Source organism: Stappia taiwanensis, assembly GCF_014635285.1.
Taxonomy (GTDB): Bacteria; Pseudomonadota; Alphaproteobacteria; order Rhizobiales; family Stappiaceae; genus Stappia; species Stappia taiwanensis.
On sequence record NZ_BMCR01000001.1, the window covers coordinates 311,816 to 326,973 of the forward strand.

A 15,158-nucleotide genomic window follows, 5' to 3' on the forward strand; every position below is an offset into this window, starting at 1 on the left:
CGCGAGACCGGCGGGCGTCAAAGGCGGTTCAGCAGGGCAGGTGTCGGCCAGCCATCTGCCGGGATGCCGAGACGGAGTTGCTCGGCCTGCACGGCGGCGCGGGTTCCGGAGCCGAGAATGCCGTCGATCTTGCCAACGTCATACCCCCGCTTGCGCAGCCGCGTCTGCAAGGCCTTCATCTGCGCATCCGAAAGCCCGGTATCGGGGGAGCCGGCCTGGTAGCGCGGCGCACCGGCGAGGCGGGTTGCGAAATAGGCCGCGGTCGTCGTGTAGATGAACGACTGGTTCCACTCCAGATAGACCCGGTAGTTGGGGTAGGCGAGGAACGCCGGCCCTTTCCGCCCCTGCGGCAGCAGCAGCGCGGCGGGCAGCCGGCCATCGGGCAATTGGCCGGAGCGGGCGCGCACGCCCTGTGCCGCCCAGTCGTCGGTGGTCAACTCGAATTGCACGCCGCTTTTTTCCCAGGTGAGAGTGTCGGGAAGGACGACCTCCTGCAACCAGGGCTCGCCGGCGCGCCAGCCAAGGCTCTGGATGAAGCGGGCAGCGGTGAGGATGGTGTCGGGCGCGCTTTTCTTCAGGTCCACATGTCCGTTGCCGTCGCCATCGACGCCGAAGCGGATGATGTCCTGCGGTAGCATCTGCACCTGGCCGATTTCCCCGGCCCAGGCGCCCGTGGTGCGCGCCGGGTCGAGATCGCCATGTTCCACCATCCGGATGGCGGCCAGCAACTGTGGGCGAAACAGCTCCGGCCGCCGACAGTCATGGGCAAGGGTCGCCAGGGCATTGACCGTGTTGAAATCGCCCTGAACCGCGCCGTAGTCGGTCTCCAGCCCCCAGAACGCGGTGATCACCGGCCCCGGCACCCCGTAGTCCCGTTCGGCACGGGCAAAGACCTTGGCGTATTTCGACAGATTGCCGGCGCCATGCTTCAGCCGGTAGCCGCTGACTGCCCGTTTGGAAAAGGTGAGGAAGGTCTGTTTGAACACCCCTTGCGCGCGATCGCGCGCCAGCACCTTGCGATTTATCCGCGCATTGGCCAGCGTCCGCGAGATGGCCGCATCGGACAGCCCCTCGGCGCGCGCGTCGCGGCGTACGCCATTGAGAAAGGATCCGAAATCGCCGCCGCAGGGGGCGCCGGCCGCATTGGCGGTCGGACTGCCGGCGAGGAGAGCTGCAAGGCAGGCGGACGCGAGGGGCAAGGTCATGCGGATCATCGGGCGCTCCGGCGATTCGTGTCTGAACGTCATGCATGATCGCGGATCGCGGCGCCGATGAACAGGGCCCGTTGCCGGCGGAGGGCCTTCAAGACGAAGCTTGCCGCGCCGCCTTGTCATCGCGCAGATAGATCTCCGCCGTTGCCCGTGGCATCGGAGCGCCGAAGCGGTACCCTTGCCCGAAATGGCAACCGCGCTGACGCATGTAACGCTCCTGAGCCTCGGTCTCGATGCCTTCCGCGACGACGTCGGCGCCGAGGCCGTTGGCGATCGACAGAAAGCCTTCGATGATGACCTCGGAGGAGCGGTCCTTGCCGATGCCTGCGACAAACTCGGTGTCGATCTTCATCTCGTGGAAGGTGAACTGCCGCAGATGCTGGAACGAACCGTAACCGGTGCCGAAGTCATCCATGGAAATGCGAACCCCCATGGCTGCAAGCGTTTCCACGTTCTGCCGGATCATCTCGGCCGCCCGGGCAATGAAGACGTCCTCGGTGATCTCCAGGGTGATCAAGGGCGCCAGATGCGGCACGCTCTCGATCAGCTGGCACAGATCGTCGAGCCCGCTGTGGCTGGCAAGGGTCGCTTCCTCGATGTTGATCGCCACGCCGCCAGGATCGAGCCCCTGTTGCAGGAAGCCGCCGAGGTCGGCAAGGACCTGGGTGGTGATGGCTCCGGTGAAGTCGCCCTGAAGGCCGAAGCGGCTGATTCGGGGAAGGAAATCCTCCGGTGTCAGAACACCCTTGGTTGGGTGGTGCCAGCGGGCCAACGCCTCGAATCCTGCATGGGTCTTGCTGCGCAGGTCGATCTTTGGCTGGTAGTAGGGCACGAAGGCGCCGCTGCGCAGGGCCTCTTCCAGTTCCTCCCGGTCATGCACCCCGACCCGCTCCGGTGTCGTGTTCCGGGTGAAGACCGAAAAGGAGGGGCGCTTGTCCTGCTTGGCCGCGTACATCGCCTGATCCGCCGCCGCCATCAGCGCTTCCCCATCTCCGTCGATGTCGCTCAGCCGCACGGCGCCGACACTGGCCCCGACACGCAGGACCTTGCCGTCATGGTCGATCGGGTCGCGGGTGGCATCGAGAAACCGTGTGGCGATTGAGGCCGCATCGAGCGGTCGGTCATCGGAGGTGATGGCGATGCCGAATTCGTCGCCGCCGATCCGCGCGACCATGTCGGTGGGGCGCGCCAGCAGCGAAAAGCGTCGCGCCAACTCCCTCAGCACCGCGTCCCCGGCCTCGTGGCCATAGGTGTCGTTGATCGGCTTGAAACTGTCCAGGTCGATCAAGAGGCAGATCAGATTGTCCTTTTCCGTGTGCGGGGCACGGATCGCCCCTTCAAGGAACAGGTCGAAGGCCTTGCGATTGGCGAGGTCGGTCAGGCCGTCATGCAGGGCCAGATACTCCAGTTTTACCCGTTTTTCCTCGCGCTCCTCCTCCAGCTTCCGGTTCTCGATCAACACCCGTTGAAGCTCTCGAACCGACATTGAAATACTGCCGATCTCGTCCGAGCGCCCGCTGTAGGGCACCTCTCCCTTGAGCTTGCCATGAAGCAGGCGATTGATGGTTTGGACCAGTTCCCGGATCGGGTGGATGATCGCTCGGGACGCGAGATAGCTGGCAAGGACGGCGAGGGCGCCGGCGAGAAGCGATTGCCAGATGAACTTGCGCGCCATTTCCCGCGCGTCGCGGCTGGCGCCGTTGGCCCTTTGTTGAAAATGCTGAGACGCATTGGCCGCAGCCTGATGTGCCAGCGATTCCACCCGGCTGAAGATGGCATCTCCGCCGCGCGCGGCAACGGCACCGAGCGTGGCGTTGCGCAAGATGAGCAGCATCACCTGTGAGGTGTTGTCCCTGTAGGCGTTGAAGGCATCTCGCAATCGGCTTGTTCCAGCGACACCGGCGGATTCGAGCATCTGGATGCCGCCATCGGCCTGCCTGAGCTCTTCGTTGATGGATTTCAGGGTTCGTTCCAGCTCCGCACCCTTGACGCCAATCTGGCTCCAGACCGAGAGCCGGTAAAGGTGGGCATCGATCCGTGCGAGGGACTGCGGTATTTCATAGGCATGGGCCAGGACGGGAGCGAACTCCTCGTAGCCGGCGGTGAGCACCGCGCGCTGGGTCTTGAGCGTCTGCCAGCCGTGGACGGAAAGGAGCGCGAGGAAGCCGAGCGTCGCCAGCGGGGCGGCCATCACCTTCAGGAGAATGGGCCAATTGGCCAGTCTGATGCGTTGGATCAAGGCGTCAGTAATCATCTTGGAAGGCGCCAGCGCACAGAATGCGCTGCCCGTCTTGAAGGAAGAAGCAGGTATGCAGCCCGCGGGCCGAGCGTCCTGTCCTGGGATGAAGAAACAGCAGCGAAAACACTGCCTCGCCGGTGCCGTCCGCCGACTGTTTCGCAAGTGAGGCCCAGAAGCGTCCCTCAATGTCGGTTATGTTGTTGACGTTGGCTCCGACCAGATCGGGATGTCCGGCGTCGAACCAGCTGAGGCCATCAGTGGTCACCCCCCAAAGGTGCAGACCGTTGGCATCTCGTTTCCAGGGCGCTGCACCAAAGTCTGCCAACGCGGCTTCCAGACCGACGGCCTGAACATGGCGACGGGCCAGGGCGGCAAGGTCCGTCACGTCTCGCTGGAGTGCCTCAAGGTCGGATCCGGCCGCGCGCGCATGCAAGCTCGTCACATTCTCGTCCAGACTCTGACTCTGGGCGGGCAGTGGAGAAAGTGCTGCTGCAACCAAAGATAGAATCACTACCTTCATTAAACGCTCCAGTATTTAATAATATTCTGATATTATTCTGTGAAGGAAGATTTAAGAAGCGTGCGCTCAGGGAAATGTACAGGTTTGTTCTCTTCGGTATTTTCTAAAAGTTTAATCATGAAGTGGAGGTGATTTCTTTGGTTTGTGCAGGTGCGAGATGTCGCTGAAGTGCGGCGCCCGGGCTCTCGGGGCGACGGGCGCTCACAGTCGGTGGCTGGTGCTTTTCTGTCGATGCAGCATCGACTAGGGTCCTGCCACCCCTGAAACGGATATCTTGCATGGCTGATCACTTGGAACTGAATGCGGAGAGTGCTGCATCCCCCCGCCGGGATGGGATATCGCCGCAATCCCGGCGCCACCTGCAGATGCGCAAGGAAGCTCTGGCTGCTCATCCGCAGCTGCGGGCGCTGGCCGGCCCGGACTGGCGGACCGTTCTTGCTCTGCCCGTGCTGCTTGGCTTGCATTGGTCGGTCGCCGCAGCCGTTTCGCAAAGCAATCTTCTGGTTGTTTTTCTTGCTGCCTTTCTTGTCGGTCAGTTCGTGATCCATGCGGCCGGGGCCCTGGTGCATGAGACGGCGCACCGGCTGATTTTTCGCGGGGAGAGGGCGAAGCTTGCCTTCGATCTCGGATTGGAGACGATTCTCGGCTCCTTTGCCAAGCAACTGACCTATCAGCACGAACATCTGTCGAGCCACCATCCGTATATCGGCGATTATGAGCGGGACTATGAGCATGAGGATCTTTGCGCCTTCAAGGCGCGGGAGATGCTGATTGAGGGCCGTCCCCGATTGCAGCGCGTGCTGACCATCGCCACGCTGGTCGTTCACCTCTTGCCGTTCGGCTTCATCATCAGCGACGAGATCTTTCCCCGGCTGTATCAGCGCCTGACCGGGCGGGTGGCGAAGGATTGGCAGCGGCACATTCAGGCAACCTCGGCGCCGGTCTGGCAGACGCGCCTGTTCATTGGCTGGTCGCTGGCGGTGAACGCGCTGCTGTTCTGGCTGTTCGGCTTCTATGGCTGGCTCTACCACAACTGGGCGCTGTCGATCTTCCTCGGCAAATGCGGAATCAGCAATTTGGGGCAGTCGTTGAGTGAGCATCCCGGCGACAATGATCAGGTGCCGACCCGGTCCACCTATGGCTGGATCAACCGGTTTCTGTTCAACACCGGCTATCACAACGAGCATCATACCTTCCCCAACGTGGCCTGGACGCGGCTGCCGCGTCTGACCGCCGGGGCGCCGGAGGTGTTCAACAGCCGGGCGGAACGCTCCTATCTTGGTTATTGGTGGGCGCATGTTCGCGGCGACTTTCTCACCTCCCGCCGCAACCCTCTGCAGCAACAGGACCAGAGCGTGCGTTGCCCGCGCGCAAGTTGACCGTCGCCATGCCCGCGAGGAGGCGGACAGCCGGCGCGCGCCATTGGTCGCCTGCGCCTTGCCGGCCAGCGCTTTTCCGGAACGCTGCCGAAAGCCGGGGTCACCATGGGGTAGCCGCGTGGCGGGGCTTGTGTTTTGAGGGCTGATGCGCTTTGACTGCCGAAGCCTGAGATTCCCCGCGCGGGGAATCTGCGCCGACCAAGACCCCGCCGCTTTCTCCCGCGCGCGACAACCGAGTGACGCACCCTATGCATCTGTCCCGCTACTTCCTCCCCATTCTCAAGGAAACGCCGAAAGAGGCGGAGATCGTGTCGCACCGGCTGATGCTGCGCGCCGGCATGATCCGTCAGGAGACGGCGGGTATCTATGCCTGGTTGCCGATGGGGCTCAGGGTCTTGCGCAAGATCGAGCAGATCGTGCGAGAGGAGCAGAACCGGGCCGGGGCGCAGGAACTGTTGATGCCGACCGTGCAGCCCGCCGATCTGTGGCGCGAGAGCGGGCGCTACGATGCCTATGGCAAGGAAATGCTGCGCATCACCGACCGCCACGAGCGCGAGATGCTGTTTGGCCCGACCAACGAGGAGATGGTGACCGACATCTTCCGCGCGTCGGTGAAGAGCTACCGCGATCTGCCGCTCAACCTCTATCACATTCAGTGGAAGTTCCGCGACGAGGTGCGTCCGCGCTTCGGCGTGATGCGCGGCCGCGAGTTCCTGATGAAGGATGCCTATTCCTTCGATCTGGACAAGGAAAGCGCGCGCCACGCCTACAACCGTATGTTCGTCGCCTATCTTCGCACCTTCGCCCGCATGGGGCTGAAGGCGATTCCGATGCGCGCGGATACGGGCCCGATCGGCGGCGACATGAGCCACGAGTTCATCATTCTCGCCTCCACCGGCGAGAGCGAGGTGTTCTGCGACAAGGCGATCCTCGATCTGCCGATTCCCGGCGAGGACACGGATTTCACCGCCGATCTGAGCCCGGTCATCACCGACTGGACAACCCCTTACGCTGCCACCGACGAGATGCACGATACGGCCGCCTTCGAGGCGGTTCCGGAAGCGGAGCGCATGTCCGCGCGCGGCATCGAGGTTGGCCATATCTTCTATTTCGGCACCAAGTATTCCGAACCGATGAATGCCAAGGTGACCGGCCCGGATGGCGCCGAAGTGCCGGTGCACATGGGCTCCTATGGTGTCGGCGTGTCCCGCCTGCTCGGTGCGATCATCGAGGCGCATCACGATGACGATGGCATCGTCTGGCCGGCATCGGTCGCGCCGTTCCATGTGGGCATCATCAATCTGAAGCCGGGCGATGCGGCCACGGATGCCGCCTGCGCCGATCTCGAAGCTCAACTGGCAAAAGCCGGTCTCGACGTGCTTGTCGACGATGTCGACAGCCGGGCCGGCGCGAAGTTCGCGACCATGGATCTGATCGGCCTGCCGTATCAGCTGATCGTCGGCCCGCGCGGGCTGAAGGACGGTGTGGTCGAGGTGAAGGCACGGGCAAGCGGGGAACGCGCCACGCTTTCGCCGCAAGAAGCGGTCAATCGCTTGATTGGCGAGCTGTCCTCCTGAGACGGGCCGTTCGCCCCATGCAAGGCAAGAGACAGGTATGAAAATAGGCGTCAAGGCTTCCCGACCATCCGGCGATACGCGCATGTTCGCCGGGTTCGAATGGATGCTTGCCGGGCGCTACCTGCGCTCGCGCCGGCGGGAGACCTTCATTTCGGTGATCGCGGGTTTCTCCTTCCTCGGCATCATGCTGGGGGTGGCGACCCTGATCATCGTCATGGCGGTAATGAACGGCTTTCGCGGCGAGTTGTTGTCCAAGATCCTCGGCATCAACGGTCATCTGCTGGTGCAGCCGATCGGCAGCGAGCTTGACGACTATGACGCGGTGGCCGCGCGTCTGGAGAATCTCGACGGCATCACCTTCACCTTGCCGTTCGTGGAGGGGCAGACCCTGGTCTCCGGTCCTTCGGGCGCGTTTGGCGCTCTGGTGCGCGGCGTGCGCGAGGGTGACCTGATGCGTCAGCCTCTGGTCGCCAATACCGTCATGACCGGGACGCTCGATAAGTTCGACGAAGGCACCGGTATCGCCATCGGCACCCGGATGGCCCAGCAGCTCGGCGTCAGTGTCGGCGATACGGTGACCTTGGTCAGTCCGCGCGGCAATGTCACGCCGATGGGGGTCACGCCACGGGTGAAGGGCTATCCGGTGGTTGCCGTGTTTGAAATCGGCATGTCCGAATATGACGGCACCATTGCCTTCATGCCGCTGGCCGAGGCGCAGCGCTACTTCAACCAGGAGGGCATCGTCACCGGCATTGAGGTGTTCACCGAAGACCCCGACGAGGTCGGCCGGCTGAAGCCGCTGGTGGAGGAGGGGGCCGGGCGTCCGACCTATGTCACCGACTGGCGCACGCGCAATGTCACGTTTTTCTCCGCCCTGGAGGTGGAGCGTAACGTGATGTTCCTGATCCTGATGCTGATCGTCATCGTCGCCGCGCTCAATATCATTTCCGGCATGACCATGCTGGTGAAGGACAAGGGGCGGGATATCGCCATCCTGCGTACCATGGGGGCAACCCGAGGCGCGGTGCTGCGGGTCTTCGTCATCACCGGGGCCAGCATCGGCGTGGTCGGAACGCTGGCCGGGTTCATCCTCGGCTTTGTCGTCTGCCTCAATATCGAGCCGATCCGTCAGGGCATCTCCTGGCTGACGCGGACCGAACTGTTCTCGCCGGAGCTTTATTTCCTGAGCCGTCTGCCGGCGGATATGGACAGTGGCGAAACCGCTGCCGTGGTCATCATGGCCATGGTCCTGTCGCTTCTGGCGACGCTCTATCCGGCCTGGCGCGCGGCCCGGCTCGATCCGGTCGAGGCGCTGCGGTACGAATGACGATGATGGACGACGCAACCACCATGGCCGGAGAGACCGCACCGCTACCCTTGATGCTGGCAGGGATCAGCCGGGGCTTTCGCGAGGGGGCCGGACGGCTCGATATCCTCAACAACGCCAATCTCGCGCTTCACCCGGGCGAGTTGGTGGCGCTTGTGGCGCCATCGGGGGCTGGCAAGTCGACGCTGTTGCATATCGCCGGTTTGCTGGAGCGCCCGGACGAGGGCGAGATCTATATCGACGGCGTGCCCTGTGGCAGCATGGACGATGCCGAGCGCACGCGGATGCGCCGCACCCGGCTCGGCTTCGTCTACCAGTTTCATCATCTCCTGCCGGAGTTCACCGCGCTGGAAAACCTGATGATGCCGCAGCTCATTCGCGGTCTCGACAAGGACGAGGCGCGGGCGCGGGCGCGGCAGCTTCTCGACTACATGCGGCTCGGGCCGCGCGCCGACCACCGCCCTTCGGAACTGTCCGGCGGTGAACAGCAGCGGGTGGCCATCGCCCGCGCGGTGGCCAATGCGCCGCGCATCCTTTTGGCTGACGAGCCGACGGGGAACCTCGATCCGGTTACCTCCGCCTATGTGTTCGATGCCCTGGTGGCGCTGGTGCGCGCCTCGGGTCTGGCCGCGCTGATTGCCACGCACAATCTCGACCTGGCCTCGCAGATGGACCGTCGGATCACCTTGAGGGACCGGCAGGTCGTGGAGATCTGATCGTCCCGAGGCGCCGACCCCACGAGGCACTCTTCACCCTTCGCTAACCTTGATGGCTCTCCCCGCAAGGGTGGGGTTGCGTAAAGAACAAAACGGGAACATGATAGATCCATCAGGCTCGATCAACGGGGGAATGTCATGTTTCATCTGGTGCGCGAAACGGTTAGGGATCTGGTGGCGCTCGGCTCGCTGTCGCTGTTCGGCATGACGATGCTGCTGTGGAGCGATGCAATCGCCGAGGTCTTGCGCCCCTGAGGATCGGTGGATGGGCAGCGGGTCGCTGCCGACACGGATGGATGGGTGGGGGATAAACCAGGTTTGTCTGGGGACCGTGCGCCGTGGGTTGCTCGACAGCAGGGGGGGCGACGTCGGAAACTTGGCCGAAGGGCGGTTTGACCGTGTAGGGTCGCCGCTTCAACGACAAGAGACGGTTCAATGGAACAGCCCGGCTTCATTCACCTGCGCGTGCATTCGGCCTTTTCGCTGCTGGAAGGGGCGCTGCCGCTGGGGCGGCTCATCGACCTGGCGAAGAAGGATGCCCAGCCGGCGCTGGCGATCACCGACACGGCCAATCTGTTTGGCGCGCTCGAGTTTTCGGAAAAGGCCTGGGGTTCGGGCATCCAGCCGATCGTCGGCGTGCAGATCCTCGTCGATTGTGAGGATGGCGGCGTCAAACGCGGCCGGGAGACCCTGAGGCTTGCCGAGGTGGTTCTGCTTGCCGCTGATGCCGCCGGTTATGCCAACCTGATGGATATTGTCAGCCGGGCCTATCTCGACACGGATCCGGAGATCGCCGCGCATGTTGGCCTTGCCCGCCTTTGCGAGAAATCCGAGGGCGTAATCCTGCTGACCGGCGGGGCGGCGGGGCCTCTGGGGCAGGCGGTGCTGGCCGGTGATGACGACAAGGCGCGCAGCCGTCTGGACACCATGAAGGCCGCTTTCGGCGACCGGCTCTACATCGAGATCCAGCGCCATGGCATGGCCGATGAGGTCGCCAGTGAAGCCGGGTTGCTGGCGCTGGCCTATGCGGCGGAGGTACCGCTGGTCGCCACCAACGAAGCGTTCTTCCCCGCACGCGACGATTACGAAGCCCATGACGCGCTGATCTGTATCTCGGAAGGCCGGGTGATTGATGAGGACGACCGTCGCCGTCTGACGCCCGAGCACTACTTCAAGACTCGTGCGGAAATGGTCGAACTGTTCGCGGACCTGCCGGAGGCGGTGGCGAACACGGTGGAGATCGCCCGGCGCTGCCACGCCCGTCCCTTGAAGCATCCGCCGATCTTGCCGCAATTCGCCGGTGCTTCCGCCGACCCGGAGGCCGCTTTCGCCGCCGAGGTGGCGGAACTGGTGCGGCAGGCCCGCGAGGGACTGGCCGCACGGCTGGAGGCCCATGGTCTGGCGCCGGACACCGAGGAGGAGGAGTACTGGAAACGACTGGACTATGAGCTCGGCATCATCGAGAGCATGCGCTTCCCGGGCTACTTCCTGATCGTTGCCGACTTCATCAAATGGGCCAAGGCCCACAACATTCCGGTTGGCCCGGGGCGTGGATCGGGCGCGGGCTCGCTCGTTGCCTGGTCGCTGACAATTACTGATCTCGATCCAATGCGTTATGCGCTTCTGTTTGAGCGGTTTCTTAATCCCGAACGTGTGTCCATGCCGGACTTTGACATCGACTTCTGCCAGAACCGGCGGGAGGAGGTGATCCGCTATGTGCAGGGCAAGTATGGCCGCGAGCAGGTTGCCCAGATCATCACCTTCGGAACGCTCCAGGCCCGCGCCGTGTTGCGCGATGTTGGCCGCGTGTTGCAGATGCCCTATGGCCAGATCGACCGATTGTCGAAGATGGTGCCGGCAGCGCCGGGGCAGCAGGTGACCCTGGAGGAAGCGATCCGCGACGAGCCGCGCCTTCAGGAGGCACAGCGCGAGGAGGAGAGCGTGGCGCGGCTCCTGGCAATGGCGCAGAAGCTGGAGGGGCTCTACCGCCACGCCTCCACCCACGCCGCCGGTGTCGTCATTGGCGACCGCCCGCTTGAGCAACTGGTGCCGCTCTACCGCGATCCGCGCTCCGACATGCCGGTTGCCCAGTTCAACATGAAGTGGGTCGAGCAGGCCGGGCTAGTGAAGTTCGACTTTCTTGGTCTGAAAACGCTGACGGTGATCGACACGGCAGTGAAGTTGATCGAGTTGCGCGGCATAAGCATCGACATGGCCAGTTTGCCGATGGATGACCCGGCAACCTATCGCCTGCTGGCCGCCGGCGAGACGGTGGGCGTGTTCCAGCTTGAAAGTCAGGGCATGCGCCGGGCCATCGCCGGCATGAAACCGGACCGGTTCGAGGACATCATCGCCCTGGTGGCGCTCTACCGTCCCGGCCCGATGGACAACATCCCGGTCTACAACGCCGTCAAGCACGGCGAGCAGGAAGCCGACTACCTGCATCCGCTGCTGGAAAACATCCTGAAGGAAACCAACGGCATCATCGTCTACCAGGAGCAGGTGATGCAGATCGCCCAGGTCCTGTCGGGCTACTCCCTCGGCGAAGCCGACCTTCTCCGCCGCGCGATGGGCAAGAAGATCGCTTCGGAAATGGAGATCCAGCGGGCCCGTTTCGTCGATGGTGCCGTGGAGCGCGGCGTCGACAAGGGGCAGGCCGGCACGATCTTTGACCTGGTGGCGAAGTTTGCCAACTACGGCTTCAACAAGTCGCACGCGGCCGCTTATGCGTTGGTGTCCTATCATACCGCCTGGCTGAAGGCGAACCACCCGGTCGAGTTCATGGCCGCCTCCATGACCCTTGATCTGGGCAACACCGACAAGCTGAGTGACTTCTGTCAGGAAGCCAAGCGCATGGGCATCAAGGTGCTGGCGCCGTCGGTCAACCGCTCCGGCGTTCATTTCACGGTGGAGGACGGCAAGATCCGCTACGCCATGGGCGCGATCAAGGGCGTCGGCGAGCAAGCAGTGGAGCATATCATCGAGGTGCGCGGCGATCGGCCGTTCCGGGATCTTGGCGATTTCGCCAGCCGCGTCAGCGCCCGCCAGATCAACAAGCGCACGCTGGAAAATCTGATCAATGCCGGTGCCTTCGATGAGCTGGAGCCGAATCGGGCGCGCCTGTGTGAGGGAATCGACAGGATCGTCGGCGTGGCGCAGCGTACCGATGAGGATGCGGCCAGCGGTCAGAACGACATGTTCGGCGGCGGCGAGGCGGGTGAAGAGGTGCATCTGCCCGACGCCGGCAATTGGCTCCCCGAGGAGCAGTTGCAGCGGGAGCAGGCGGCGATCGGCTTTTATCTGTCGGCACATCCGCTCGATTCGTACCGGCCACTATTGGAGCGGATGCGCGTGCAACTCTGGAGCGATTTCGCGGTGTCGGTGAAGCAGGGAGCGACGGCCGGACGCCTTGCCGGCACCGTGCTGGCGCGGCAGGAACGTAAGACCCGTAGCGGCAATCGCATGGGGATCGTCCGTCTGTCCGACCCCAGCGGGCAATATGAGGCGCTGCTGTTCTCCGAAACCCTGCATCAGTACCGTGATGCGGTGGAGCCGGGAAAGTCGGTGATCCTGATTGTTGGCGCGGACATGCGTGACGACGAACCCAGCCTGCGAATCCAGTCGGTGCGTCCGCTGGAGGAGGCGGCCGAGCGGGTGCAGCGAAACCTGACGGTGTTCCTGCGCGATCCGGGGGCGGCGCGGCGCCTGTCGCGTCACCTGTCTGAAAGGGGGGACGGTGAGGTCAGCGTGGTGGTGATGCTGGACAACGGCGCCCGCGAGGTCGAGGTGCGCCTTCCGGGTGGCTATCGGTTGACGCCGCAGATCGCCGGCGCGCTGAAGACAATCCCCGGCGTGGTCGAGGTGGAGATGGCTTGACAGCACCTCCTGTTGGAGAGGCGGCAGCCGATCCGGGCCGGATCATCGACAAAAAAGCGTCAAAAGCGCGGGTGAAGGGCAGGGCGGGCTTGAATTGCCGGGGCGCGGCGACTATAACGCGCGCATTCCACACGCAGGGTTGGTTTTCGTCGAGAAACGGGGTCCATCCGGTGCCGGCATGTGAGTGTCGCCACGCCCTGCGGAGGTTTAACCGGAAAATCAAGGAGTTGCACGGCCATGGCCCTGCCCGATTTCACGATGCGTCAGTTGTTGGAGGCCGGTGTTCACTTCGGTCACCAGAAGCACCGCTGGAACCCGAAGATGGGTTCGTACATCTTTGGTGTGCGCAACAACATCCACATCATCGACCTTGCCCAGACCGTTCCGCTGATGCATCAGGCGCTGAAGGCCGTGTCCGACACGGTTGCCGCTGGCGGTCGCGTGCTGCTGGTCGGCACCAAGCGTCAGGCTCAGGAGCCGGTCGCCGAGGGCGCGCGCCGTTCGGCCCAGTACCACGTCAATGCCCGCTGGCTCGGTGGCATGCTGACCAACTGGAAGACCATTTCCCAGTCGATCCAGCGCCTGCGCAAGCTTGAGGCCACCCTGTCCAACGAAGGTGGCGGGCTGACCAAGAAAGAGCGTCTGTTCATGGACCGCGAGCGCGAGAAGCTTGAGCGGAACCTGGGCGGCATCAAGGACATGGGCGGTCTGCCGGACCTGCTGTTCGTGATCGATACCAACCGCGAGGCCATTGCGATCCAGGAAGCCAAGCGTCTTGGTATTCCGGTTGCGGCCATTGTCGACAGCAACTGCGATCCGGACGGTATCGATTTCCCGGTTCCGGGCAACGACGATGCGGGCCGGGCGATCACCCTTTACTGTGATCTCATTGCGCGTGCCGCGATCGACGGCATCTCCCGTGCCCAGGGCGGTATGGGGCTTGATATCGGCGCGGCTGAAGAAGCGCCGATCGAGCCTGCTCTGGATGCCGAGCCGGCGGCGGAAGTTGCTGCGGATGAGGCCTCGCAGGTTCAGGCCGGCTGATCATCGAGACTACATGCCGGCGGGGTCCTTCGGGTTTCGCCGGCTGCCGTCCTGAAAAGGGCGGTGCCTGTCATTAATCTTATGTAGGGCCTCGGCTAAGCTCGCCGGGGTGCACACCCGTCAACGAGGCGATCTATGAGCATTACCGCAGCGATGGTGAAAGAGCTCCGGGAAAAGACCGGTGCTGGCATGATGGACTGCAAGGGAGCCCTGAAGGAAAACGACGGGGACATGGAAGCTGCCGTGGACTGGCTGCGGACCAAGGGCCTGGCCAAGGCCGCCAAGAAGGCTGGCCGCGTCGCGGCTGAGGGTCTGGTTGGCGTGGCCTCGAACGGCGCCAGCGCAGCAGTTGTCGAGCTGAACTCCGAAACCGATTTCGTCGCCCGCAACGAGGCCTTCCAGGCACTGATCGCGGGTGTGTCGAAGGCGGCGCTTGAGGTGAACGGCGACGTCGAGGCGCTTGCCGCCGCTCCGTTCCCGGGCAGCGACAAGACCGTCGAGGGCGAGATCAAGGAAGCGATCGCGACCATCGGCGAGAATATGTCTCTGCGCCGCATCGCGACCGTGGCCGTTTCCAAGGGGGCCGTTGCCTCCTACGTTCACGGCGCGATTGCCGAGAACATGGGCAAGATCGGCGTGCTGGTCGGCCTTGAGTCCGAGGGCGATGCCGAGGCTGTTGCCGCATTCGGTCGCAAGATCGCGATGCACATCGCCGCGACCAACCCGCTTGCGCTCAATGTCGATGAACTGGATGCGGATGTCGTCGAGCGCGAGCGTCAGATCTTCGCCGAGCAGGCCCGCGAGTCGGGTAAGCCGGAAAACATCGTCGAGAAGATGGTCGAGGGTCGTCTGCGCAAGTTCTACGAGGAAGTCACCCTCGTGAAGCAGGCTTTTGTTGTCGATCCGGACAAGACGGTCGAGGAAGCGGTCGAGGCCTTCGCCAAGGAACTCGGTAGCCCGGTCAAGCTTGTTGGTTTTGTGCGCTATGCCCTCGGTGAGGGGATCGAGAAAGAAGAAGCCGATTTCGCTGCGGAAGTCGCGGCGGCGGTCGGTAGCTAAGTTCAGTAGGGCGCCGGATGATCCCGGCGCCCTTCTTCTATCCGGCGCTCATTGGAAGATGTACCATGCCGAGCGGGCCTTTCCTTTGGGGAAAGGACGCGCGGCATTTTTCTGCGAGCCAGCAGGTGTCGTGGTACAAGATGCGGGTGAGCGCCATCTGAAGCCGGGCAGACCCGGCGGAAACTGAAACATCCAATGGCGGGACGGATG

At 63.5% G+C, this 15,158-nt stretch carries 10 protein-coding genes; 7 read left to right on the forward strand and 3 right to left on the reverse strand.

The genetic code is table 11. The features are described 5' to 3' along the window. Positions 1-17 precede the first annotated feature (17 nt). From IEV83_RS01380 to IEV83_RS01390, 3 genes are read right to left on the reverse strand one after another with little or no spacing between them, the layout of a single operon-like run. Complete coding sequence (locus IEV83_RS01380; RefSeq protein ID WP_244628018.1) at positions 18-1,247, reverse strand: lytic murein transglycosylase; 1,230 nt, start codon at positions 1,245-1,247, stop codon at positions 18-20. A 55-nt stretch (positions 1,248-1,302) separates the two neighbouring features. Further along, positions 1,303-3,450: a putative bifunctional diguanylate cyclase/phosphodiesterase gene (locus IEV83_RS20330; RefSeq protein ID WP_181758471.1), complete on the reverse strand. Its 2,148-nt coding sequence runs from the start codon at positions 3,448-3,450 to the stop codon at positions 1,303-1,305. Between the two features lie 4 nt (positions 3,451-3,454). Next, complete coding sequence (locus IEV83_RS01390; RefSeq protein ID WP_181758472.1) at positions 3,455-3,970, reverse strand: hypothetical protein; 516 nt, start codon at positions 3,968-3,970, stop codon at positions 3,455-3,457. Positions 3,971-4,335: 365 nt separating this feature from the next. Between IEV83_RS01390 and IEV83_RS01395 the strand changes: the two genes are divergently transcribed. The 7 genes from IEV83_RS01395 to tsf all read left to right on the forward strand — a co-directional run bounded on the left by IEV83_RS01395 (position 4,336) and on the right by tsf (position 14,948). Next, positions 4,336-5,349, forward strand: coding sequence for a fatty acid desaturase (locus tag IEV83_RS01395; protein ID WP_188478577.1), 1,014 nt, complete (start codon positions 4,336-4,338; stop codon positions 5,347-5,349). Positions 5,350-5,597: 248 nt separating this feature from the next. Next, on the forward strand, positions 5,598-6,926 hold the full coding sequence (gene proS / locus IEV83_RS01400; protein WP_181758565.1) for a proline--tRNA ligase: 1,329 nt from the start codon (positions 5,598-5,600) through the stop codon (positions 6,924-6,926). A 37-nt stretch (positions 6,927-6,963) separates the two neighbouring features. Continuing rightward, positions 6,964-8,253, forward strand: coding sequence for a lipoprotein-releasing ABC transporter permease subunit (locus IEV83_RS01405; protein WP_244628019.1), 1,290 nt, complete (start codon positions 6,964-6,966; stop codon positions 8,251-8,253). Positions 8,254-8,258: 5 nt separating this feature from the next. Next, positions 8,259-8,969 carry an ABC transporter ATP-binding protein gene (locus IEV83_RS01410; protein ID WP_181758567.1) on the forward strand — a complete coding sequence of 237 codons (711 nt, stop codon included), beginning with the start codon at positions 8,259-8,261 and terminating at the stop codon, positions 8,967-8,969. A 435-nt stretch (positions 8,970-9,404) separates the two neighbouring features. Beyond that, positions 9,405-12,845 carry a DNA polymerase III subunit alpha gene (gene dnaE, locus IEV83_RS01415; RefSeq protein WP_181758474.1) on the forward strand — a complete coding sequence of 1,147 codons (3,441 nt, stop codon included), beginning with the start codon at positions 9,405-9,407 and terminating at the stop codon, positions 12,843-12,845. 237 nt (positions 12,846-13,082) lie between these two features. Continuing rightward, positions 13,083-13,889 carry a 30S ribosomal protein S2 gene (gene rpsB, locus IEV83_RS01420; protein ID WP_181758475.1) on the forward strand — a complete coding sequence of 269 codons (807 nt, stop codon included), beginning with the start codon at positions 13,083-13,085 and terminating at the stop codon, positions 13,887-13,889. A gap of 135 nt (positions 13,890-14,024) precedes the next feature. Next, positions 14,025-14,948, forward strand: coding sequence for a translation elongation factor Ts (gene tsf, locus IEV83_RS01425; protein WP_181758476.1), 924 nt, complete (start codon positions 14,025-14,027; stop codon positions 14,946-14,948). Positions 14,949-15,158: the final 210 nt, after the last annotated feature.

Excerpts from the sequence above, each read along its gene's own strand:
- IEV83_RS01380 (WP_244628018.1), bottom strand. The coding sequence starts at position 1,247 with ATGACGTTCAGACACGAATCGCCGGAGCGCCCGATGATCCGCATGACC.
- IEV83_RS01390 (WP_181758472.1), bottom strand. The coding sequence starts at position 3,970 with ATGAAGGTAGTGATTCTATCTTTGGTTGCAGCAGCACTTTCTCCACTG.
- IEV83_RS01395 (WP_188478577.1), top strand. The coding sequence starts at position 4,336 with ATGCGCAAGGAAGCTCTGGCTGCTCATCCGCAGCTGCGGGCGCTGGCC.
- proS (WP_181758565.1), top strand. The coding sequence starts at position 5,598 with ATGCATCTGTCCCGCTACTTCCTCCCCATTCTCAAGGAAACGCCGAAA.
- IEV83_RS01405 (WP_244628019.1), top strand. The coding sequence starts at position 6,964 with ATGAAAATAGGCGTCAAGGCTTCCCGACCATCCGGCGATACGCGCATG.
- IEV83_RS01410 (WP_181758567.1), top strand. The coding sequence starts at position 8,259 with ATGGACGACGCAACCACCATGGCCGGAGAGACCGCACCGCTACCCTTG.
- dnaE (WP_181758474.1), top strand. The coding sequence starts at position 9,405 with ATGGAACAGCCCGGCTTCATTCACCTGCGCGTGCATTCGGCCTTTTCG.
- rpsB (WP_181758475.1), top strand. The coding sequence starts at position 13,083 with ATGGCCCTGCCCGATTTCACGATGCGTCAGTTGTTGGAGGCCGGTGTT.
- tsf (WP_181758476.1), top strand. The coding sequence starts at position 14,025 with ATGAGCATTACCGCAGCGATGGTGAAAGAGCTCCGGGAAAAGACCGGT.